Below are 22,349 nucleotides of genomic sequence, written 5' to 3' on the forward strand. Positions count from 1 at the left end.
CCTTTCCCCGCTTCAGGTTTCCCCACGGCCCGCCCTGGGGGAGGTCCGCGGAGCAGGGAGACCCCACTCCTCACACCACCCGGGGCGCGGACCCCGAGGAAGGCCTCACGCGCATGATCCTGCTCCTGTCGACCTCCGACACCGACCTGCTGAGCGCCCGTGCGGCCGACGGACCGGTCCCGTACCGCTTCGCCAACCCCTCGCGGCTCGCCCTCGACGAGCTGCCCGCGCTCCTCGACGGCGTCGGCCTGGTCGTCGTCCGCCTCCTCGGCGGCATCCGCGCCTGGCAGGACGGGCTCGACCTGCTCCTCGCCGACGGCCGTCCCGTCGTCGTCCTCACCGGTGAACAGGCCCCGGACGCCCAGCTGATGGCCGCCTCCACCGTCCCGGTCGGCATCGCCGCCGAGGCGCACAAGTACCTGGCGCACGGCGGCCCGGCCAACCTGGAGCAGCTCGCCCGCTTCCTCTCCGACACGGTCCTGCTCACCGGCCACGGCTTCGAAGCCCCCGCGGCCGCGCCCACCTGGGGCCGCCTCGACCATCTGCCGCTGCCGGGCACGCAGCCGGACACGCCGCTGGTCGCCGTGCTCTACTACCGCGCCCACCACATGAGCGGGAACACCGCCTTCGTACGGGCGCTGTGCGACGAGATCAACCGCGCCGGGGCCCGCGTCCTGCCGCTCTACGTCGCCTCCTTGCGCGCCCCCGAGCCCGAGCTGATCGAAGCGCTCGGCGCCGCCGACGCCATCGTCACCACCGTCCTCGCCGCGGGCGGCACCAAGCCCGCCGAGGCCTCCGCCGGCGGGGACGACGAGTCCTGGGACGCGGGCGCCCTCACCCAGCTCGACGTGCCGATCCTGCAGGCCCTCTGCCTGACCGGTTCGCGCGCCGCCTGGGAGGAGAACGACGAGGGCGTCTCGCCGCTCGACGCCGCCAGCCAGATCGCCGTGCCCGAGTTCGACGGCCGCCTCATCACCGTCCCGTTCTCCTTCAAGGAGATCGACGCCGACGGCCTGCCCGCGTACGTCCCCGACCCCGAGCGCGCCGCCCGCGTCGCCGGAATCGCCGTACGCCACGCGCGACTTCGGCACATCCCGGCCGCCGAGAAGCGCCTCGCCCTCGTCCTCTCCGCGTACCCGACGAAGCACTCCCGCATCGGCAACGCCGTCGGCCTCGACACCCCCGCCAGCGCCGTCGCGCTCCTGCGCCGCCTGCGCGAGGAGGGCTACGACTTCGGCGACGCCGACATCCCCGGCCTCGTCTCCGGCGACGGCGACGAGCTGATCCGCGCGCTCATCGAGGCCGGCGGCCACGACCAGGACTGGCTCACCGAGGAGCAGCTGGCCCGCAACCCCGTCCGCATCCCCGCCGCCGACTACCGCCGCTGGTACGCCACGCTCCCCGAGGAGCTGCGCACCGCGGTCGAGGAGCACTGGGGCCCGGCGCCCGGCGAGATGTTCGTCGACCGCAGCAGCAACCCGGACGGCGACATCGTGCTCGCCGCCCTCCGCTTCGGCAATCTCCTCATCCTCATCCAGCCCCCGCGCGGCTTCGGCGAGAACCCCATCGCCATCTACCACGACCCGGACCTGCCGCCCTCGCACCACTACCTCGCCGCGTACCGCTGGATCGCGGCCCGCGCGGAGGACGGCGGCTTCGGCGCGGACGCGATGATCCACCTCGGCAAGCACGGCAACCTGGAGTGGCTGCCCGGCAAGAACGCCGGCCTCTCCGCCGCCTGCGGCCCCGACGCCGCCCTCGGCGACCTGCCGCTGATCTACCCGTTCCTGGTCAACGACCCGGGCGAGGGCACCCAGGCCAAGCGCCGCGTGCACGCCACCCTGATCGACCACCTCGTACCGCCGATGGCCCGCGCCGACTCCTACGGCGACATCGCGCGCCTGGAGCAACTCCTCGACGAGTACGCCCAGATCAGCTCGATGGACCCGGCCAAGCTGCCCGCCATCCGCGCCCAGATCTGGACCCTCATCCAGGCCGCCAAGCTCGACCACGACCTGGGGATGGAGGACCGGCCCGACGACGACGGCTTCGACGACTTCCTGCTGCACGTCGACGGCTGGCTCTGCGAGGTCAAGGACGCCCAGATCCGCGACGGCCTGCACGTCCTCGGCAACCCGCCCGCCGACGCCGACCGCGTCAACCTCGTCCTCGCCATCCTCCGCGCCCGCCAGATCTGGGGCGGTACGACGGCACTCCCGGGCCTGCGCGAGGCCCTCGGCCTGGACGAGTCCGCCGCCACCCGCACCACCGCCGACGAGGCCGAGGACAAGGCCCGCGCGCTGGTCCAGGCGATGGACGACGCCGACTGGGGCCCGGCCGCCGTGCAGGCAGTGGCCGCCGGTCACGGTGAACAGGTCGCCGCCATCCTGGAGTTCGCCGCCCGCGAGGTCGTCCCGCGCCTCGCCGCGACCACCGCCGAGCTCGACCACGCCCTGCACGCCCTGAACGGCGGCTTCGTCCCGGCCGGCCCGTCCGGCTCCCCGCTGCGGGGCCTCGTCAACGTCCTGCCGACCGGCCGGAACTTCTACTCCGTCGACCCGAAGGCCGTCCCGTCCCGCCTCGCCTGGGAGACGGGCCAGGCCCTCGCGGACTCCCTCCTGCAGCGGTACAAGGACGACAACGGCGAGTACCCCGTCTCCGTCGGCCTCTCCCTCTGGGGCACCAGCGCGATGCGCACCGCGGGCGACGACGTCGCCGAGGCCCTCGCCCTCCTCGGCATCCGCCCCGTCTGGGACGACGCGTCCCGCCGCGTCACCGGCCTGGAGGCCGTCCCCGCCGAGGAGTTGGGCCGCCCCCGTATCGACGTGACGCTGCGCATCTCCGGCTTCTTCCGCGACGCGTTCCCGCACACCATCGGCCTGCTCGACGACGCGGTACGCCTCGCCGCGTCCCTCGACGAGCCCGCCGAGGTCAACCACGTACGCGCCCACGTGCAGGCCGACCTCGCCGAGCACGGCGACGAACGCCGCGCCACCACCCGCATCTTCGGCTCCCGCCCCGGCACGTACGGCGCCGGCCTGCTCCAGCTGATCGACTCCCGCGACTGGCGCACCGACGCCGACCTCGCCGAGGTCTACACGGTGTGGGGCGGCTACGCGTACGGCCGCGAGCTCGACGGCTGCCCGGCGCGCGAGCAGATGGAGACGGCGTACAAGCGGATCGCGGTCGCGGCGAAGAACACCGACACCCGCGAGCACGACATCGCCGACTCCGACGACTACTTCCAGTACCACGGCGGCATGGTCGCCACCGTCCGCGCCCTGCGCGGCACGGCCCCCGAGGCGTACATCGGCGACTCCACCCGCCCCGAGACCGTCCGCACCCGCACCCTCGTCGAGGAGACCTCCCGCGTCTTCCGGGCCCGCGTCGTCAACCCCAAGTGGATCGAGGCGATGCGCCGCCACGGCTACAAGGGCGCGTTCGAGCTGGCGGCGACGGTCGACTACCTCTTCGGGTACGACGCCACGACCGGCGTGATCGCCGACTGGATGTACGACAAGCTCACCGAGACGTACGTCCTCGACCCGGTCAACCGCGAGTTCCTCCAGGAGGCCAACCCCTGGGCCCTGCACGGCATCGCCGAGCGGTTGTTGGAGGCCGAGTCCCGCGGCATGTGGGCCAAGCCCGACCCGGCGGTCCTGGAGGCCCTGCGCCAGGCGTACCTGGAGACGGAGGGGGACCTGGAGGGCGGGGAGGACTGAGCTGCCGCGAGACGGCTCCGGGGCGCTCTGCCCCGGGGCCGTCGTTCGGCTCCCGCTGTCGCCGTGACCGGTCGCGCAGTTCGCCGCGCCCCTGAAAACCCGGCCGCCGCTACAGTGCCCCGATGGGCGGCTACCCGGAGACAGCACCGCACGACCACGGCATGCTCGACGTCGGCGACGGCAACCGGATCCACTGGCAGACCTGCGGCAACCCGCGCGGCAAACCCGCGGTGGTGCTGCACGGCGGTCCCGGCTCCGGCTGCGACGCCGGTTTCCTGCGGTACTTCGACCCGGCGGCCTACCGCGTCGTGCTCCTCGACCAGCGCGGCTGCGGCCGGTCGACCCCGCACGCGAGCGCCCATGACACGGACATGAGCGTCAACACCACCGCCCACCTCCTGTCCGACCTCGAACGGGTCCGCGCCCACCTGGGCATCGAGCGCTGGCTGGTCTGGGGAGTCTCCTGGGGGTCGGTGCTCGGACTGCGGTACGCGCAGACGCATCCGGGCGTCGTCTCCGAGCTGGTCCTGTCCGGGGTCGCGACCGGCTCGAACCCCGAAGTGGCCCTGCTCACCCGGGGGTTGGGGACCTTCTTCCCCGAGGCCTTCGAACGCTTCCTCGCCCCGCTCTCCGCGGACGAGCGCGACGGCAACCTCGCCCGCGCCTACAACCGGCTCCTCGAATCACCCGACCCCGCCGTACGGGCGAGCGCGGCCCGCGCCTGGACGGACTGGGAGACCGCCACCGTCCCGGCGCCGCCGCGCAGCATCGCCCGCTACGAAGACCCCGCCTTCCGCCTGGGCTTCGCCCGGACCGTCACCCATTACTGGGGCAACGACCACTTCCTCGGCGACGGCAACGACGAGGGCGTCGTCCTGCGGGACGCCCACCTCCTGGCCGGCATCCCCGGCACCCTCGTCCAGGGCAGCCTCGACTTCGGCAACCTCCTCGGCACCGTGTGGCGGCTCCATCACGCCTGGCCCGGAAGCCGGTTGACCGTGGTGGGCGGCGCCGGGCACAACGCGTCGGCCGCGGGCATGCTGGACGCGCTGGTCGCCGCCACCGACGCGTACGCCTCCCGCTGAGCCACCGGGACCAGCCCCGACCCAACCCCGCCCCAACCCCTCGAACCCGCACTTGTTACGCTCCAGACCGCCTTCCGTGGGGGAAGTCCGGTGAGAGTCCGGCGCTGACCCGCAACGGTGTGCGCGGGGAACCGACCCGTTCCCGCGCGAGCCCGATCGCCCGGGGAAGGCCGCGACCCGATGACTGCTCGCCGTGGACTGCGAGAGGGGCACCGCGCGGCCGAGCCGGTCGTACGGGCGTCTCCCGACCGACGTCCATCAGGCGGCCCCAGGCGAAGGACCGCCCGACGTGCGCCGAACCAGCACCACGAGCACCCCGCGTGCGCCGAGCCCGCGCGCACCGAGGACCCCGCGTGCGGTGAGCACCCCGCGCGCTCCGAGGACCCCGCGCGTTCCGAGCCGCACACCCCTCACCCCGCTCGTCCTCGGGCTCGCCGCCCTCCTGCTCGTCTCCCTCGTCTGCGGAGTCGCGCTCGGCGACGCGGGCATCGCCCCCGCCGACGTACTGCGCCACCTGCGCGCGGGTCTCACCGGCGGCACCCTCCCCGCGAGCGACGCCGCCGCGTACACCATCGTCTGGGAGATCCGGCTGCCCCGCGTCGTCCTCGGCGCCGTCGTCGGGGCCGGGCTCGCCGCCGTGGGCGTGGCCGTACAGGCCATGGTGCGCAACGCCCTCGCCGACCCGTTCGTCCTCGGCATCTCCTCCGGCGCGGCCGTCGGCGCCAACCTGGTCATCCTGCTCGGCGCGTTCGCAGGGCTCGGCGTGTGGGCGCTGTCCGCGTCCGCGTTCCTGTCCGCGCTCGCCGCGATGGTCCTCGTCTACGCCGTCGCCCGCTCCCCGTACGGCTTCACCCCGCTGCGCCTCATCCTCACCGGCACCGCGCTCGCCTTCGGCTTCGAGGCGATCACGACCGTCATGGTGTTCGGCGCCGCCCGCGGCGAGGCCGCCCGGTCCGTGATGATGTGGCTGCTCGGCAGCCTCGGCGGCGCCACCTGGGCGCAGGTCCCGCTCGCCGGCGCCACCGTCCTCGCCGGATGGGCCTGGCTGCGGGCCCGCGCCGAGTCCCTGAACGCCCTGTCCGTCGGCGACGAGACGGCCGCCGCGCTCGGCGTCCAGGCCGAACGGCTGCGCCGCGAGCTGTTCTTCGTCACCGCCGCCGTCACCGGCACGGTCGTCGCCGTCAGCGGCGCGATCGGCTTCGTCGGCCTGATGGTCCCGCACGTCGTACGGATGCTCGTCGGCGCCGACCACCGCCGCGTCCTCGCCGTCGCACCGCTGCTCGGCGCGGTCCTCCTGGTGTGGGCGGACGTGCTCTCCCGGATCCTGCTCGCCCCCGCCGAACTGCCCGTCGGCGTGATCACCGCCGTGGTCGGCGTCCCCGCCTTCCTGCTGCTGATGCGCCGCGGCGGCTACGCGTTCGGCGGCCGCTGATGACACGGCCGCTGATGACACAGGAACCGTTGCTGAGGGGACACGCACATGCGGCTTGAAGTGGACGACGTCACCGTCGAGGTGGCCGGCGCCCGGCTCGTCGAGGACATCCGGCTGACCGTCGACCAGGGCGCGTTCGTCGGCCTCGTCGGCCCCAACGGCAGCGGCAAGTCGACCCTGCTGCGCTGCGCGTACCGCGCCCTGAAACCCGCCGCGGGCAGCGTCCGGCTCGACGGGGACGACCTGCACGCACTCGCGCCCCGCGCCGCCGCCCGCGTGCTGGCCGCGCTGCCGCAGGAGACCAACGCCGAGTTCGACTTCACCGTCGCCGAGGTCGTGGCCATGGGCCGGCTCCCGCACCGCGAGCGCACCGCCGCGGGCGACCGGGAGATCTGCGACCGCGCCCTGGCCCGCACCGGCGTCGCCCACCTCGCCGACCGCGGCTTCCTCGCCCTGTCCGGCGGCGAGAAGCAGCGCGTCCTGCTGGCCCGCGCCCTCGCCCAGGAACCCCGCGTCCTCGTCCTCGACGAACCCACCAACCACCTGGACATCGCGCACCAGTTGGACGTCCTGTCCCTGGTCCGCGACAGCGGCCCCACCGTCCTCGCCGCCCTGCACGACCTCAACCTGGCCGCCGCCCACTGCGACGTCCTCTACGTCATCGCCGCCGGTCGCATCGTGGCCTCCGGCCCACCGCACGACGTCCTGACCCCCGAACTCCTCGCCGAGGTCTTCGGCGTCCGTGCCCACCCCGTACGGCACCCGGAGACCGGCGCCGTCCAACTCCTCTTCGACCTGCTGCCGCCCGACCCCACACCCCTGCCCCCGGACCGCAAGCCCCTGCCGACCGCACCGTGAGGACCCCCATGCGCAAGCCGACCCTCGTCGCCGCCCTCTGCCTCGCCACCACCCTCACCGCCGCCGGCTGCGGCGCACAGGTGGAGCCCTCCGCGTCCGCCGAGTCGGCCTCGGTGACCCTGACCAACTGCGGCAGGAAGGTCACGTACGACAAGGTCCCCGAGCGGGTCGTCACCAACGACGTGGGGATCACCGAGCTGATGTTCGCGCTCGGCCTGGAGGACCGCATGGCCGGGTACGCGATGCCCGACGACAAGGGCGACCTGGACGCCGTCCCGTGGAAGGACGGCTACGACCAGGTGAAGTGGCTGTCCAAGGGCCAGCTGACCAAGGAGAACGTGCTCGACGCGAACGGCGACTTCGTGTTCGCCGGCTGGAACTACGGCTTCCGCGAGGACGCCGGATTCACGCCGGACGCGCTGCACAAGCTCGGCATCCCCTCGTACGTCCTGACCGAGTCCTGCCGCAACGGCCGCGCCGACGACGCGCGCGGCATCATGCCTCCGCTGGAGGCGCTCTACACGGATCTCGCCAACCTGGGGAAGCTGTTCGGCGTCGAGGAGCGCGCGGATCGGCTGATCGCCGACTTCAAGAAGCGCGTCGCCGCCGTGCAGGCGAAGGCCCCCGAGGGCGCGGACCGGCCCAAGGTGTTCCTCTACGACAGCGGCCAGGACCAGCCGTTCACGACCGGCCGGTTCGCCGCGCCGGAACAGATCATCAGCAAGGCCGGGGGAGTCAACGTGATGCACGACGTGGCCGACTCCTGGACCACCGTCGGCTGGGAGACCGTCGTCAAGCGCAACCCCGACGTCATCGTGGTCTGCGACTACGGCGACGTGAGCGCCGAGCAGAAGAAGGAGTTCCTGCGCTCGCACCCCGCGCTGCGCGACGTGTCGGCCGTCAAGCACGACCGGATCTTCACCCTCGACTACGTGGACCTCGTCGAGAGCCCCCGCAACCCCGCGGCCGTGGAACGCCTCGGCGCGTACCTGCGGAAGGTCGCCGACGAGCGCTGACCACCTACGCGTACGAGCGCGCGGCCGGGCGGGACGGCGCCCGGACGGACCCTCGGGTCCCGCGTCCGCTCAGGCCCGCGTGCACTCCGGGCACAGACCCCGGTACGTGACCTCCGCCTCGGAGACCGTGAATCCGAACCGCTCCGACGCCGGCAGGTCCGCCAGCGGGTCGCCGCCCGGGTGCACGTCCCGGATCGCGCCGCAGCCCGAGCAGACCAGGTGCTGGTGCGGGCGGTGCGCGTTCGGGTCGTACCGCTTCGCGCGGCCGTCCGTCGACACCTCGATGACCTCGCCGAGCGACACCAGCTCACCGAGCGTGTTGTAGACCGTCGCCCGGGAGATCTCCGGCAGCCGGTCCGTGGCCCGGGCGAGCACCTCGTCCGCGGTCAGATGGACGTGCTCGCCGTCCAGGACCTCCGCCACCACCCGGCGCTGGGCGGTCATCCGCCAGCCCCTCCCGCGGAGTCTTCCCAGCAGGTCACTCATCCCCACCCCACCTATCTGTGCGTCTGAAGGCCGAACGCCGCATGAACGCCTACCCGAAACCCGCGCGCGAATTCGTACGGGTCTGTCTGTCGTATTGACTTGGACTTCGTCCATCGTAGGATCGGGACCAGCGACAGCCAAGGGAGCGGACGGGAGAGTTCACGGGCTGGGCCCGAGAAGGAGTTCACGGGCTGCGCCCGGGAGCGGCGTCCCCACCCCACCGCCGCCACGTTCCAGAACAGTGATCCGCATAGTCACAGTGCAGAGGGATTTCCATGACTGAGAACCACGACGCGATCGTCACAGACCCGAAGGCGGAGGAGGCGGGTGGCTGCCCTGTCGCGCACGGGCGCGCTCCCCACCCGACCCAGGGCGGCGGCAACCGCCAGTGGTGGCCGGACCGGCTGAACCTGAAGATCCTCGCCAAGAACCCGGCGGTCGCCAACCCGCTGGGCGAGGAGTTCGACTACGCCGAGGCGTTCAACTCCCTCGACCTGCAGGCCGTGAAGCGGGACATCGCCGAGGTGCTCACCACCTCCCAGGACTGGTGGCCGGCCGACTTCGGCAACTACGGCCCCCTGATGATCCGCATGGCCTGGCACAGCGCGGGCACGTACCGCATCAGCGACGGCCGCGGCGGCGCCGGCGCCGGCCAGCAGCGCTTCGCCCCGCTCAACAGCTGGCCGGACAACGCCAGCCTCGACAAGGCCCGCCGTCTGCTGTGGCCCGTCAAGAAGAAGTACGGCAAGAGCATCTCCTGGGCCGACCTCATGATCCTCACGGGCAACGTCGCCCTGGAGACCATGGGCTTCAAGACCTTCGGCTTCGCCGGCGGCCGCGAGGACGTGTGGGAGCCCGAGGAGGACGTGTACTGGGGCCCCGAGACCGAGTGGCTCGGCGACAAGCGGTACACGGGCGACCGTGAGCTGGAGAGCCCGCTCGGCGCCGTCCAGATGGGCCTCATCTACGTCAACCCGGAGGGCCCCAACGGCAACCCGGACCCGATCGCCGCGGCCCGCGACATCCGCGAGACCTTCCGCCGCATGGCGATGAACGACGAGGAGACCGTCGCCCTCATCGCCGGTGGCCACACCTTCGGCAAGACCCACGGCGCCGGCCCGGCGGACAACGTCGGCGACGACCCCGAGGCCGCCCCGATGGAGCAGATGGGCCTCGGCTGGAAGAGCTCGCACGGCACCGGCGTCGGCAAGGACGCCATCACCTCCGGCCTCGAGGTCACCTGGACCACCACGCCCACCCAGTGGGGCAACGGCTTCTTCAAGAACCTCTTCGAGTACGAGTACGAGCTCACGAAGAGCCCCGCCGGCGCCCACCAGTGGGTCGCCAAGGACGCCCCGGAGATCATTCCGGACGCCTTCGACAGCGAGAAGAAGCACCGCCCGACGATGCTCACCACCGACCTGTCGCTGCGCTTCGACCCGATCTACGAGCCCATCTCCCGCCGGTTCTACGAGAACCCGGAGGAGTTCGCGGACGCCTTCGCCCGCGCCTGGTACAAGCTGACGCACCGTGACATGGGCCCCGCCGTCCGGTACCTCGGCCCGGAGGTCCCGTCCGAGGAACTGCTGTGGCAGGACCCGCTGCCCGCCCGCCAGGGTGAGCTGATCGACGCCGCGGACATCGCCTCCCTCAAGGAGCAGATCCTCGGCTCGGACCTGACCGTCTCGCAGCTGGTCTCGGCCGCCTGGGCCGCCGCCTCCTCCTTCCGCGGCAGCGACAAGCGCGGCGGCGCCAACGGCGCCCGTATCCGCCTGGAGCCGCAGCGCAGCTGGGAGGTCAACAACCCGGACGACCTCGCCCAGGTCCTGCGCACCCTCGAGGGCATCCAGGAGTCCTTCAACTCCCAGGGCGCCAAGCAGGTTTCGCTCGCCGACCTGATCGTGCTCGCGGGCACGGCCGCCGTCGAGCAGGCCGCGAAGGACGGCGGCGTCGAGGTCGAGGTCGGCTTCACGCCGGGCCGCGTGGACGCCTCGCAGGAGCAGACCGACGTCGAGTCGTTCGCCGCCCTGGAGCCCGCCGCCGACGGCTTCCGCAACTACGTCGGCAAGGGCAACCGCCTCCCCGCCGAGTACCTGCTGCTCGACAAGGGCAACCTGCTCACCCTGAGCGCCCCCGAGCTGACCGTCCTCGTCGGCGGCCTGCGCGTCCTCGGCGCCAACCACGCCGGTTCCAAGCACGGCGTCCTCACGGACAAGCCGGGCACGCTGACGAACGACTTCTTCGTCAACCTGCTCGACCTGGACACCACCTGGAAGTCCACGTCCGAGGCCCAGGACGAGTTCGAGGCCCGCGACGCCTCCGGCGCCGTCAAGTGGACCGGCACCCGCGCCGACCTGGTCTTCGGCTCCAACTCCGAACTCCGCGCGGTCGCCGAGGTGTACGCCTCGGACGACGCGAAGGAGAAGTTCGTCAAGGACTTCGCCGCCGCGTGGACGAAGGTCATGGAACTGGACCGGTTCGACCTCAAGAAGTGACTTGAGGTGAGGCGTGACGCCTCGGGATCCGCGCGGCGGAACTGAGGCGGCCTGACCGGTGAACGGCGGTGGCCCGCCCGGACTCGATCGTCCGGACGGGCCACCGTTCGTCGTGCACGGGCCTCAGCCCCGCAACAGCCGCGCGATCTCGTCTTGCCCCTTCTCCTCCGCGTGGTCGAGGGCCGTCTTGCCGGTGTTGTCCTTGATGTCGCGGTCGGCGCCGCCGTCGAGGAGGAGCTTCACGGACTGCTGGTGGGCCTTGCCGCCGTCGCCGAGGATCACCGCTTCGAGGAGGGCGGTCCAGCCGAGGTCGTTGACGTGGTCGATGTCGACGTCGATGGCCGGGTTGGTGGTGACCTCGCGGATATAGTCGACGTGGCCGTGCTCGCCGGCCGGGATGAGGGACGTGCCGCCGTACCGGTTGAGGATGCCGTAGTCCGGGTCGGCGTTCGCGAGGACGCGGGCCATCTCGGCGCTGCCCGTGACGCCGGTGACCAGCCACGGGGTGTCGTGCTGCTGGTCGAGCGCGTCCGGGTCGGCGCCCGCGTCGACGAGGATCTCGGCGGCCTCGACATGGTCGCCGGTGGCCGCGAGCAGCAGCGGGGTGCGGCGGCTGTCGTCGCGCGCCTCCAGGTCGGCGCCGCGGTCGACGGCCGCGCGTACGGCGTCGGCGTCGCCGGAGCGGGCGGCTTCCAGCAGGGCACGGTCGGCGGCGGGGTCCTTCTTGCCGGGCTTCTTCTGGCCGGAGGCGGGCTCGGACTTCTCGGCCTCGGGGGACCGGTCGGATCGTTCGGCGGCGGAGGACTTCGCGGGGCGTTCGGGTGCGTCGGTGTCGGGCTGCGCGCTGCACGCGGTCGCGAGCACGGCCGCGCCGGCGAGGGCGGTGAACAGCAGGGTGGTGCGTCGGGCGGAGGCCATGGCGTTCCTCTTTCGGATGGAGTCGGCCGGCCTTCGACGGCCGGGGCCGGGTGGGGTACGCGGGTCCGTACGTCGATCCTCGTTCCGGTTCCGTCCGGGGCCGTCGCTGAACCGGCTGGAGATCACCGGGCGTTGGGACGACCCGCGGGTCAACCGATCGGTCGATGCGCGGTGTCGCCGACCTCGTCCGGACGGCCGCTGCCGTCGTCGTCGTCCCGTTCCGCGCGGGCGAGGACGAGGATTCCGGTGAGGAGCAGGGCCGTTCCTGCGGAGGCTGCGAGGGTGAGGCGCTCGTCGAAGAACAGGACGCCGAGGGCGAGCGCGGCGAGCGGTTCGAGCAGCATCAGGGTGGACATGGTGGTGGCCCGCACGACGGAGGCGGCCGTGAAGAACAGGGCGTACGCCAACGCCGAAGGCACCGCCGCGAGATACCCGAGCAGCAGCACCGACGGCCACCACTCGGCGCCGCGCGGCAGCACATCGGCGGTGAACAGTACGGGCAGCAGCAGCACGGTGCCGACGCCGAACCCGGCGAGGGCCGCGTCCAGGGGCTCGCCGTCCGTGCGCCCGCGGCGGCGCTGGCCGAGCAGGTTGACCGACGCCAGGCCCGCCGCCGAGAACAGCGCGCACACGAAACCCGCCAGGGGCGACGGCCCGGTGGCGTGCGCGCCCGAGCCGCCGAGCACGACGAGCAGCAGTCCCGCCACGGCGAGCGCGACGGCCGACAGGTCGGCGCCGCGCGGCCGTTGACGCAGCAGCAGCCACGCGCCGAGCGAGGTGAGTACGGGGGTCGTGCCGAGCGCGACGGTCGTACCGACGGCCAGCCCGGAGAGGTCGACAGCGATCAGGTAGAAGGTTTGGAATACCGCCATGCTCAGCCCGAGCGCCTGCAGATGCGGGCGTACGAGCCGCCGCAGACGGGAGCCCCCGGCCGCACCCGCCCCGCGCTTCCCGGTGCGTACGCGGAGCAGGGGCCGGGCGGCGAACAGCAGCAGGGCGCCGACCAGGAACCGCCAGAACGAGACCGTCAACGGGCCCAGCCCGCTGTGCTGGTGGAGTGCCGTGGCCGCCGCCCCGGCCGTGCCCCAGGTGGTGGCGGCGAAGCCCGCGTACAGCAGGCCACGGCTCAGGGACAGGGGCGGGGAGGGCGGCGACGGCACGGCCAACTCGGGCACCTCTCGACGGCGACGTACGACGGTGGACGGTCGCCCGCCGCGGGGCGGACGACCGTCACTGTAGACGTGAATGGTCTACCAAAACCGGACCGGAGCGATCAGAAGGGCTTCGTCGGCAGGTACTTGCCGTCGAGGGTGATGACGGCGCGCTCGCCGCCCTCGGGGTCGGCGACCTTCCGCACGTCGAGCTTGAAGTTGATCGCGCTGATGATGCCGTCGCCGAACTGCTCGTGGACGAGGGCCTTCAGGGTGGTGCCGTAGACCTGCAGCATCTCGTAGAAGCGGTAGATCGTCGGGTCGGTCGGGATGTCGCCGGGGATGGAGCCGCGGGTCGGGATGGTCTGCAGCAGCCGCACGGCCTCGTCGTCGAGTCCGAGCAGCGCGCCGACGGCCTGCGCGGACGCCTCGGGCAGCGCGTGCTGGCCGAGGACGGCGGCAGTCACGAACGCGGGGGAGAGCTCGGCGGCGTCGGCGATCTGCTGCCACGTGAGGTCCTTGCTGGTCTTCGCGGCGACAGCGGCGGCGGCGACGGCCTCACGGGCTTCGGAGGAGAACTGGGCGTGAACCATGGGGTGTTCCTTTCGGGGTGGGTGATGGGGAACTCGGGGTGTGCACCGCGGAATTCGGGGTGTGTACCGGGGGCGGGGTCTGTGCCGGGGAGTTCGGGTGTGTGCCTGAGGAGGGGGTCAGGCGGCCCCGGACGCCGAGCCCGCCGGGACGGGAGCGTCCTCGTCGAGCGTCCGCACGGAACCGGTCGCGATGTCGAACACCCAGCCGTGCAGGGCCAGTTGACCTTCGGCGAGGGCGCGGGCCACGGACGGGTGGGTGCGCAGGTTCTGCAACTGGGCGCTCACGTTGGTGCGTACGAGCGCGTCGACCCGGGACGCGTCCGGCGCCGTCGACGCGGGAACGCGGGCAGCGGCGGCGTCGGCGTGCCGCAGCCAGCCGGCGACGACGGGCGCCGAGCTGAGGTCGTGCCCCTCGGCGAGTGCGGTCATCGCGCCGCACGCGGAGTGGCCGCAGATGACGATGTCCCGCACGCCGAGCACGGCCACCGCGTACTCGATGCTCGCCGCGACCCCGTCCGCACCCGCGCCGTGCGCCGGCACGAGATTCCCCGCGGTCCGGACGACGAACAGCTCGCCCGGCTCGCTCTGCGTGATCAGCTCGGGCGGAACCCGGGCGTCCGAGCAGCCGATGAACAGGGTCTGCGGCCGGTGCTGCGTCGCCAGGCGGGCGAAGAGCGCCTCCTTGGCGGGAAAGACGTCACGCCGGAAATGCGCGATGCCGTCCGAGAGGTTCTGCATGAGGCGCTCCCATCGTTGGCGCGTCCAGTGGCGAGTCCAGTGGCTCGTCGGTGGCCGTTCAGCGGAGATCCGCTCCCACGGGCCGACACATAAACCGTGCACGACCTGGGGCCATAGTGTCCAAGACTCGCTATCCATTACTCCTATTGGTCACATCTATAGGTGGAGTCTGTGACCACCGCCGCCCGGTCCACCTCGGCCCGTTGTCAGTGGTGGGTCCTACGGTGGAGCGCATGACGGGGATCGCATACGTACGGGGGGACGCCACCGCGCCGCACGGCAAGGGCGTCAAGCTGATCGCGCATGTCTGCAACGACCTGGGCGGTTGGGGCAAGGGCTTCGTGCTCGCGGTGTCACGCCGCTGGCCGGAGCCGGAGGCGGCCTACAGACGGTGGCATCGCGAGCGGGCAGGCAATGAATTCGGCCTGGGCGCCGTCCAGTTCGTCCGGGTCGAGCCGTACGTATGGGTGGCCAACATGGTCGGCCAGCGCGGCATCCGCACCGGCAGCAAGGGCGTGCCCGTGCGGTACGAGGCGATCGACGCCGCCCTCGTGCGTGTCGCCGACAAGGCGCTGGAGATCGGCGCCTCGGTGCACATGCCGAGGATCGGCTGCGGGCTCGCGGGCGGCAAGTGGTCGCGCGTCGAACCGCTGATAGCGGAACGGCTGGTGGGCAGGGGAGTGCCGGTGACGGTGTACGACCACGACGCGTAGCCGGAGGGCGCGTGACCGATGACGCGTAGCCGCAGGGCGCGTGACCGATGACGCGTAGCCGCAGGGTGCGTGACCGATGACGCGTAGCCGCAGGGTGCGTGACCGATGACGCGTGGTCGAGTCGCGCAGCCGAGTGCGGGGCGGGTGGGGCTCGCGGGGTTCATATAGTTCGGCCCATGGGTCCTGAACTGCGTCATCTCCGTTATCTCATCGCGGTCGCCGAGCACGGCAACTTCACGCGGGCCGCCGAGGAGCTGCGCATCTCCCAGCCCACGCTGTCCCAGCAGATCAAGCAGCTGGAGCGGGTCGTCGGCGCGCAACTGCTGGACCGCAGCGGGCGCAGCGTGCGGCTGACCGACGCGGGCGAGGCGTACGTGCACTACGCGCGGCGCGCGCTCCGCGACCTGGCCGCGGCCGACCGTGCCGTCGTCGACGTCGCCGACCTGTCCCGAGGGCATCTGCGGCTCGCGATGACGCCGACGTTCACGGCGTACCTCATCGGCCCGCTCGTGCAGGAGCTGCACGCCCGGCACCCCGGAATCAGCCTGGAGGTACGGGAGATGGCACAGGACCGGATCGAGGCGAGCCTGTCCGCGGACGAGATCGACCTCGGCATCGCCTTCGAGGGCCCGCACCTCCCCGGAGTGAGCGCCGACCCGCTGTTCACGGAGACGCTGAGCCTCGTCGTCACGACGGGGGAGGGCGCACCGTCGGCGCGGCAGGACGCACCTCCTGCGCGGCCGGGCGCACGCTCTGCGCGGCCGGGCGCACGCTCTGCGCGGTCGGGCGCCCCACGCCCTAGCGGGCCTGCGGAAGTACCGGGCCCGCTTCCCGTGGCCGCGCTCGCCGAGCAGCAACTCGCCCTGCTCAGCGACGACTTCGCGACCCGGGGGCATGTCGACGCGTACTTCGCCGCGCACCGCGTCAGCCCGCCCATCGCCGTGGAGGCCAACTCCCTGCAGGCCCTCACGGAGATCGTCCAGCGCGCCCCCGCCCTCGCGACCGTCCTGCCCGACGCCATCACCGACGACCACCCCCACCTCAGGCCCATCGCCCTCGACCCGCCCCTCCCGGCACGCGGCGTGACGCTGCTGCGCCGGGACAGCGCGTACCAGAGCGCCGCGGCCCGCGCCTTCACCGGCCTCGCGCACGAGCTGGTCCGGGACCGGGGGTACGCACCGCCGACCTGACCGACGACCGACGAGCCCACGGCAGCCGTGGTATACCAAACCCGTTCCGGTTCGAGCTGATGAGAGAATGTGCCGCATGGCAGGTAGTGCAGGAAGTGCAGGAAGCGAAGGGTTCGAGCCCGAGTCGGACCGGGTCACGCGTCAGCTCCGGGACGACATCCTCGACGGCGTGCGCCGCCCCGGCAGCAAGCTGGTCGAGCGTGAGATCGCGGCCGAGCTCGGCGTGAGCCGGCTGCCCGTGCGCGACGCCCTGAAGGTGCTCGTGAACGAGGGCCTGGTGACGCCCCGCCCGCGCACCTGGGCGGTCGTCCGGGAGTTCAGCCCCACCGACATCTCGGACCTCGACGAGGTGCGCTCCGCGCTGGAAACCCTCACCTTCCGGCTCGCCGCCCAGCGCAGCACCCGCGCCGGTCTCGAACGCCTCCGCGCCGACCTCGACGCCGAGCTGGAGGCCGCCCGCGAGGGCGACGCCGTACGGGCCCGCCGCGCCGCCGCCGACTTCCACCAGACCGTGACGTGGCTCGCCGCGAACGAGCTGCTCACCGAGCTGGAGCGGACCCTGCGCAGCCGGATGCGCTGGCTGCTCAGCAGGCACGACGACCTGCTGGCCGTGGCGCAGGAGCACGAGGAGCTGTACGACGCGATTGCCTCCCGTGACGTGCCGCGCGTCGAGGAGCTCGTCATGAAGCACCTGGAGACGGGCCGCAGCGCTGCGGCCGCCCACCTGCGCGCGGCGAAGGACGGCGAGCCGCGGGCCTGAGGCGGAGCGTCGGCAGGACACCAACTGTCCGGGCTGCGAGGGCAGTTGCCCATGCGCACGGGGCGACCGCCCACCCGCTCCGTACGGCCAGAACGGGCCGCCACCGGAACGCCCCGGTGGCGGCCCGCACGTATCCCCTCCCCGACGAGGACCCGGCCCGCGACCGCGAGACGCCTCAGACGAAGACGATCCCCTCCGGCACGTCCGGCCGGATCTCCGTGCCGACGCGGCGGGCGAGCAGGTCGTCGAGGCGGTCGAGCGGGCCGATGAGGGCGCGGCCGCCGGCCCGGGCGACGCGGATCGCGGCGTCCACCTTCGGCTGCATCGAGCCCTCGGCGAAGGCGAGTTCGGAGATCGCCTCCGGGGAAGCGGTGCGGATGTCACGCTGCTCCGGCGTGCCCCAGTTCTCGCTGACGTAGTCGCCGTCCGTCAGCATCACCAGCATGTCCGCCGCCAGCTCGGCGGCGAGCGCGGCGCTGGCGAGGTCCTTGTCGACGACCGCCTGCAGCCCCGTCTGACGGCCCTTGCCGTCCGTCTTCACGGGCACGCCGCCACCGCCGACGCACACCACGAGCCGCCCGTTCTCCAGCAGCGTGCGCACCAGCGGCGCCTGCACGATCCGCAGCGGGTGCGGGGAGGGCACGACCCGGCGGAAACCGGCCCCGTCCCGGGCGATCGTCCACCGGTACTCGGCCGCCGCGTCGGCCGCGTCGTGTGCCGAGTACATCGGGCCGATCAGCTTCGTGGGCAGGTCGAACGCCGGGTCGGACTCGTCGACCTCGGTCGTCGTCAGCACCGCCGCGACCTCGCGCGCACCGCCGAGCGCGTTGCTCAGCTCCTGCTGGATGACATAGCCGATCATGCCCTGGGTCTCCGCCCCGAGGATGTCGAGCGGGTACGCGGCCACGTCCTGGTAGGCGAGGTTCTGCAGGGCGAGCAGGCCGACCTGCGGCCCGTTGCCGTGCGTGATGACCACCTCGTGCTGCCCGGCCAGGTCGGCGAGCGCCTCGCAGGACGCCCTGACGTTGGCCCGCAGATGGTCCGCCGTCATCGGTTCGCCCCGCCTGGCCAGCGCGTTGCCACCCAGGGCCACGACGATGCGCATGGAAGTCCTCCTCGACTGGTTCGCTTCTGGGCGCGAAATGGTATACCAATTTCTCGTGAGTCGACCGAGGGGCGAGCGGCGCCCGGAGGGGTCGGTCCGGAAGGGGAGTGGAGGTGGTGCCGGTGCGCACGTCCGAGGTGCTGCGCACGCACTCCGGTGACGCCGCGCTGCTCGCGCGGCTGCGCGGACTCGACGGTCACGGACGGGTGGAGAGCGTGTTCCGGGGCGTGCTCAACCTGCAGTTGCCGGACGACGGGCTCATCACGCTGGCCGCACGCGGACGCGACGACGCGCCCCGCACCCTGGTCGTGGACGTCCCGCACTGGGGCGGCAGCGGCGTCCGGCCCGGCGCGCCGGTCGCGTTCGCGCCGGACTCCGTCAGGCTGACGTGCGCGGCCGGCGACATCCGGGTCTGCGTACGGGATGCCGCTGGATGGGATCCCATTGTGCCGAGCCTGGACCGCCTCACCCCGGCCGACCTCGCCACCGCGGCCCGCGCGCTGCACCAAGTGACGTACACCCACGGGGAGTTGGGCGGCATGCTCGGCGCGCCGCCCACCGCCGGGCCGATGGAGACGGCCGTCTGCGCCGCACTCGACCACGGCCGCCGACGCCTGATCCGCGCCGTACGGTCGAGAAGCGGCACGGAGAGCGAGGCCGTGCTCGCCCTCCTCGGCCTCGGCCCCGGCCTCACACCCGCCGGCGACGACTTCCTCACCGGCCTCGCCCTGCTGTCCGCACTCGACGGCAGCGGGCTCGGACCCTTCGCCGCCGCCCTCGGGCGGGTACTCGCCCAACACCCGGGCCGCACCACCCTGTTGAGCGCCACCACGCTGCGCGAGGCCCTGAGCGGGCGTGTCCGCGCCCCGCTCGTCGACGTGCTGCACGCGCTCGCCGCCACCCGTGGACACGGCGAGGCGCAGGCCGTCGACATCATCCGAAGCCCGGTCCGGCGCGCGCTGGCCCACGGCCACACCTCGGGCGCCGACACCCTGTCCGGTCTGGTGACCGGGCTCCACCTGGAGAGAGAACTGCGAGGTTCGCTGTGACCAGCACAGCAGTCGTCAAGAAGAACACCTACTTCGACTCCGTGTCCCTGATGGCCATCTCGACGAAGGCCAACGGCCTCGACGGCGTCGAGCAGGCCTTCGTCGCCATGGGCACCGAGATGAACAAGGGGGTCCTCGCCGACCTCGGCCTCCTCACGCCCGCCCTCGAAGCCGCGGGCAACGGCGACCTGATGGTGGTCGTGGAGACCGGCGAGGGCGCCGACCCCGACGCGGTCCTCGCCGCCGTCGAGGAGCTCCTCGCCCGGAAGACGCCCGCGCACGACGACGCGAAGGTCACGCACCGCACCATCGCGGCCGCCGCGCAGCACAACCCGGCCGCCAACCTCGCCGTGATCGCCGTCAACGGCGCGTACGCCGGGCGCGAGGCCCGCAAGGCCCTGGAGAACGGCCTGCACGTGCTGCTGTTCAGCGACAACGTGCCCGTCGAGCAGGAAATCGCCCTCAAGCAACTCGCCCACGACAAGGGCCTGTTGATGATGGGCCCGGACTGCGGCACCGCGATCGTCAACAACGTCGGCCTCTGCTTCGCCAACGCCGTCAGGCCCGGCTCGGTCGGCATCGTCGCCGCGTCCGGCACCGGCTCGCAGGAGGTCAGCGTCCGCGTGCACGCGCTCGGCGCGGGCGTCTCGCAACTCATCGGCACCGGCGGCCGCGACCTCAGCGAGGAGGTCGGCGGCATCATGATGATCGACGGCATCCGCGCCCTCGCCGCCGACCCGGCGACCAGCGTCATCGTCCTCGTCTCCAAGCCCCCGGCACCGGCCGTCGAGCAGAAGGTGCTCGCCGAGATCGCCACCGCGGGCAAACCCGTCGTCGTCTACTTCGTCGGCGGCTCCGAGGACGCCGTGGTCGCCGCGGGCGGGCACTTCGCCACCGGAACCCAGGACGCCGCCCTCCAGGCCGTCCGCCTCGGCGTGGACCCGAAGGCCGAGGTCGCACCCCTCGACACCGCCCACGTCGACCGCGTCGCCGCCCTCCTCAAGCCCGAACAGCAGTACGTACGCGGCCTGTTCTGCGGCGGCACGCTCTGCGACGAGTCGATGTACGCGATGCTCGACCTCGGGCACGACGTGTGGAGCAACATCCAGAAGGACCCCGAGCGCCGCCTCGCCGCCGGCAGCCCCAGCATCGGCCACACCTTCCTGGACTTCGGCGACGACGGCTTCACCGACGGTCGCCCGCACCCGATGATCGACCCCTCGCAGCGGCTCGCCCGCCTGGTCGAGGAGGCGAAGGACCCCGAAGTCGCCGTCATCGTCATGGACTTCGTGCTCGGCTTCGGCGCCCACGAGGACCCCGCGGGCGTCACCGTGCCCGCGATCCGGGAGGCCCGGCGGATCGCCGCCGACGCGGGCCGCCACCTGGAGATCGTCGGCTACGTCCTCGGCACCGACCTCGACACCCCCGCCCTCGACCAGCAGATCGCCACGCTGGAGGCGGCCGGCGTCACCGTCACCCGCAGCAGCACCGAGACGGGCCAGTTCGCCCGCGCCATCGCCCGGAAGGCCACCCACGCATGAGCAACGCGCAGCGCACCCCCGACCACGACAACGGCAACGACACCCCTCGACTCGCCCCCGTGAACGCCCTGTTCGCGAGCGACCTGGACGTCGTCAACGTCGGCCTCGCCATGTTCGAGGACGACCTCGCCGCACAGGGCGCCAAGGTCACCACCCTCGACTGGACGCCCCCGGGCGGCGGCAAACCGGAGATACTCGACGCCCTCGACGCCCTGGAGAGCCCCGAGGCCGCCGCCCGCATCGACGCCGCCAACGCCCTGGCCGTCGAGCGGATCACCGACTCCCAGCCGATGCTGACCGGTTTCGGCCGCGCCCTCGACGTTGTACCGGGCATGACGCCCACCACGATCCTGCACGCGGGCCCGCCCATCACCTGGGACCGGATGGCCGGCGCGATGAAGGGCGCCGTCACCGGCGCGCTCGTCTTCGAGGGCCTCGCCGCCGACCTCGACGAGGCCGCCGAGCTCGCCGCGTCCGGCGCGATCACCTTCTCGCCGTGCCACGAGCACGACTGCGTCGGCTCCATGGCGGGCGTCACCTCCGCCTCGATGTACATGCACGTCGTGCACAACCAGACGTACGGGAACACCGCGTACACCAACCTGTCCGAGCAGATGGCGAAGATCCTCCGCATGGGCGCCAACGACGCCTCGGTGATCGAGCGGCTGATCTGGATGCGGGACGTGCTCGGCCCGATGCTCCAGGAGGCCATGGAGATCGGCGGCCCGATCGACCTGCGCCTGCTGGTGTCCCAGGCCCTGCACATGGGCGACGAGTGCCACAACCGCAACATCGCCGGCACCGTCCTCCTGCAGCAGGCCCTCGCCCCGGCGCTGCTGCAGACGCGCTTCACCACGGAGCAGAAGAAGGAGGTCTTCGACTTCATCGCGTCCTCCGACTACTTCTCCGGCCCCACCTGGATGGCCATGGCCAAGGCCGCCCTGGACGCCGCCCACGGCATCGAGGGCTCCACCGTCGTCACGACCATGGCCCGCAACGGCGTCGAGTTCGGTATCCGCGTCAGCGGCCTGCCCGGCGACCAGTGGTTCACCGGCCCGGCGCAGCGCGTCGTCGGCCCGATGTTCGCCGGGTACAAGCCGGAGGACTCCGGCCTCGACATCGGCGACAGCGCCATCACCGAGACGTACGGCTTCGGCGGCTTCGCCATGTCCACCGCGCCCGCGATCGTCGCGCTCGTCGGCGGCACCGTGCAGGAAGCCGTCGGCTTCACCCGCGAGATGGGCGAGATCACCACCGCGCAGAACCCGAACGTCACCATCCCCGCCCTCGACTTCCAGGGCATCCCCACGGGCATCGACGTCCGCAAGGTCCTGGCCACCGGGATCCTGCCGGTCATCAACACCGCCATCGCCCACAAGGAGGCGGGCATCGGCATGATCGGCGCCGGTATCACGCACCCGCCAGCCGAGGCCTTCGAGAAGGCCGCGCTGGCCCTCTCCGCGGCCCTCAACTGACCCGCGCGCCGGCCCACTTCGG

Annotated in this window: 17 protein-coding genes, 1 pseudogene and 1 riboswitch; of the genes and pseudogenes, 12 read left to right on the plus strand and 6 right to left on the minus strand. The window is 72.5% G+C overall.

Going from position 1 to position 22,349, the window contains the following annotated elements; all coding sequences use genetic code 11:
• Window positions 1-113: 113 nt before the first annotated feature.
• The 5 genes from cobN (at window position 114) to ACIDOF_RS20465 (ending at window position 8,113) form a co-directional block, all read left to right on the plus strand.
• The gene (gene cobN, locus ACIDOF_RS20445; protein ID WP_409007393.1) at window positions 114-3,722 is read left to right on the plus strand and encodes a cobaltochelatase subunit CobN; all 3,609 of its coding nucleotides are present in this window, start codon (window positions 114-116) and stop codon (window positions 3,720-3,722) included.
• Window positions 3,723-3,844: 122 nt separating this feature from the next.
• The gene (pip, locus tag ACIDOF_RS20450) at window positions 3,845-4,807 is read left to right on the plus strand and encodes a prolyl aminopeptidase (protein WP_409007394.1); all 963 of its coding nucleotides are present in this window, start codon (window positions 3,845-3,847) and stop codon (window positions 4,805-4,807) included.
• 79 nt (window positions 4,808-4,886) lie between these two features.
• A riboswitch (cobalamin riboswitch) is annotated at window positions 4,887-4,969 on the plus strand.
• A 196-nt stretch (window positions 4,970-5,165) separates the two neighbouring features.
• Complete coding sequence (locus ACIDOF_RS20455) at window positions 5,166-6,239, plus strand: FecCD family ABC transporter permease (RefSeq protein ID WP_409007395.1); 1,074 nt, start codon at window positions 5,166-5,168, stop codon at window positions 6,237-6,239.
• 48 nt (window positions 6,240-6,287) lie between these two features.
• Window positions 6,288-7,097, plus strand: coding sequence for an ABC transporter ATP-binding protein (locus ACIDOF_RS20460; RefSeq protein WP_409007396.1), 810 nt, complete (start codon window positions 6,288-6,290; stop codon window positions 7,095-7,097).
• Between the two features lie 8 nt (window positions 7,098-7,105).
• A complete protein-coding gene (locus tag ACIDOF_RS20465) occupies window positions 7,106-8,113 on the plus strand; it encodes an ABC transporter substrate-binding protein (RefSeq protein ID WP_409007397.1) in 1,008 nt (335 codons plus the stop codon).
• A gap of 69 nt (window positions 8,114-8,182) precedes the next feature.
• Here the strand turns inward: ACIDOF_RS20465 and ACIDOF_RS20470 are convergent, their stop codons facing one another.
• Complete coding sequence (locus tag ACIDOF_RS20470) at window positions 8,183-8,599, minus strand: Fur family transcriptional regulator (RefSeq protein ID WP_409007398.1); 417 nt, start codon at window positions 8,597-8,599, stop codon at window positions 8,183-8,185.
• A gap of 275 nt (window positions 8,600-8,874) precedes the next feature.
• On the opposite strand from ACIDOF_RS20470, the gene katG reads away from it, so the two are divergent.
• A complete protein-coding gene (gene katG, locus ACIDOF_RS20475; RefSeq protein WP_409007399.1) occupies window positions 8,875-11,094 on the plus strand; it encodes a catalase/peroxidase HPI in 2,220 nt (739 codons plus the stop codon).
• Window positions 11,095-11,217: 123 nt separating this feature from the next.
• Here katG and ACIDOF_RS20480 read toward each other — a convergent pair.
• The 4 genes and pseudogenes from ACIDOF_RS20480 to ACIDOF_RS20495 form a co-directional block, all read right to left on the minus strand.
• A pseudogene (locus ACIDOF_RS20480) lies at window positions 11,218-11,874 on the minus strand (ankyrin repeat domain-containing protein); the annotation flags it as partial.
• A gap of 287 nt (window positions 11,875-12,161) precedes the next feature.
• Window positions 12,162-13,172: a DMT family transporter gene (locus tag ACIDOF_RS20485; protein ID WP_409007515.1), complete on the minus strand. Its 1,011-nt coding sequence runs from the start codon at window positions 13,170-13,172 to the stop codon at window positions 12,162-12,164.
• 113 nt (window positions 13,173-13,285) lie between these two features.
• Window positions 13,286-13,756 (minus strand): cyanase, encoded by a 471-nt coding sequence (gene cynS, locus ACIDOF_RS20490; RefSeq protein WP_409007400.1) that lies wholly within the window; start codon window positions 13,754-13,756, stop codon window positions 13,286-13,288.
• 117 nt (window positions 13,757-13,873) lie between these two features.
• On the minus strand, window positions 13,874-14,494 hold the full coding sequence (locus ACIDOF_RS20495; RefSeq protein WP_409007401.1) for a carbonic anhydrase: 621 nt from the start codon (window positions 14,492-14,494) through the stop codon (window positions 13,874-13,876).
• Window positions 14,495-14,727: 233 nt separating this feature from the next.
• Between ACIDOF_RS20495 and ACIDOF_RS20500 the strand changes: the two genes are divergently transcribed.
• The 3 genes from ACIDOF_RS20500 (at window position 14,728) to ACIDOF_RS20510 (ending at window position 17,157) form a co-directional block, all read left to right on the plus strand.
• Window positions 14,728-15,207 carry a macro domain-containing protein gene (locus ACIDOF_RS20500; protein WP_409007402.1) on the plus strand — a complete coding sequence of 160 codons (480 nt, stop codon included), beginning with the start codon at window positions 14,728-14,730 and terminating at the stop codon, window positions 15,205-15,207.
• A 176-nt stretch (window positions 15,208-15,383) separates the two neighbouring features.
• The gene (gene cynR, locus ACIDOF_RS20505; protein ID WP_409007403.1) at window positions 15,384-16,397 is read left to right on the plus strand and encodes a transcriptional regulator CynR; all 1,014 of its coding nucleotides are present in this window, start codon (window positions 15,384-15,386) and stop codon (window positions 16,395-16,397) included.
• A gap of 76 nt (window positions 16,398-16,473) precedes the next feature.
• Window positions 16,474-17,157, plus strand: a complete 684-nt coding sequence (locus ACIDOF_RS20510; protein WP_409007404.1) for a GntR family transcriptional regulator — start codon at window positions 16,474-16,476, stop codon at window positions 17,155-17,157.
• A gap of 175 nt (window positions 17,158-17,332) precedes the next feature.
• On the opposite strand, the gene arcC is transcribed toward ACIDOF_RS20510, so the two are convergent.
• Complete coding sequence (gene arcC / locus ACIDOF_RS20515; RefSeq protein ID WP_409007405.1) at window positions 17,333-18,262, minus strand: carbamate kinase; 930 nt, start codon at window positions 18,260-18,262, stop codon at window positions 17,333-17,335.
• A gap of 122 nt (window positions 18,263-18,384) precedes the next feature.
• Here arcC and ACIDOF_RS20520 point away from each other — a divergent pair, with 122 nt between their 5' ends.
• From ACIDOF_RS20520 to ACIDOF_RS20530, 3 genes are read left to right on the plus strand one after another with little or no spacing between them, the layout of a single operon-like run.
• The gene (locus tag ACIDOF_RS20520) at window positions 18,385-19,311 is read left to right on the plus strand and encodes a DUF2877 domain-containing protein (RefSeq protein ID WP_409007406.1); all 927 of its coding nucleotides are present in this window, start codon (window positions 18,385-18,387) and stop codon (window positions 19,309-19,311) included.
• Window positions 19,308-20,852 (plus strand): acyl-CoA synthetase FdrA, encoded by a 1,545-nt coding sequence (gene fdrA / locus ACIDOF_RS20525; RefSeq protein ID WP_409007407.1) that lies wholly within the window; start codon window positions 19,308-19,310, stop codon window positions 20,850-20,852. Before ACIDOF_RS20520 ends, fdrA begins: the two co-directional genes overlap by 4 nt.
• Entirely contained in the window at window positions 20,849-22,327 is a 1,479-nt protein-coding gene (locus tag ACIDOF_RS20530) for a DUF1116 domain-containing protein (RefSeq protein WP_409007408.1), read from the plus strand. Before fdrA ends, ACIDOF_RS20530 begins: the two co-directional genes overlap by 4 nt.
• Window positions 22,328-22,349: the final 22 nt, after the last annotated feature.

It is taken from the genome of Streptomyces sp. Da 82-17, from assembly GCF_046098215.1.
GTDB lineage: Bacteria > Actinomycetota > Actinomycetes > Streptomycetales > Streptomycetaceae > Streptomyces.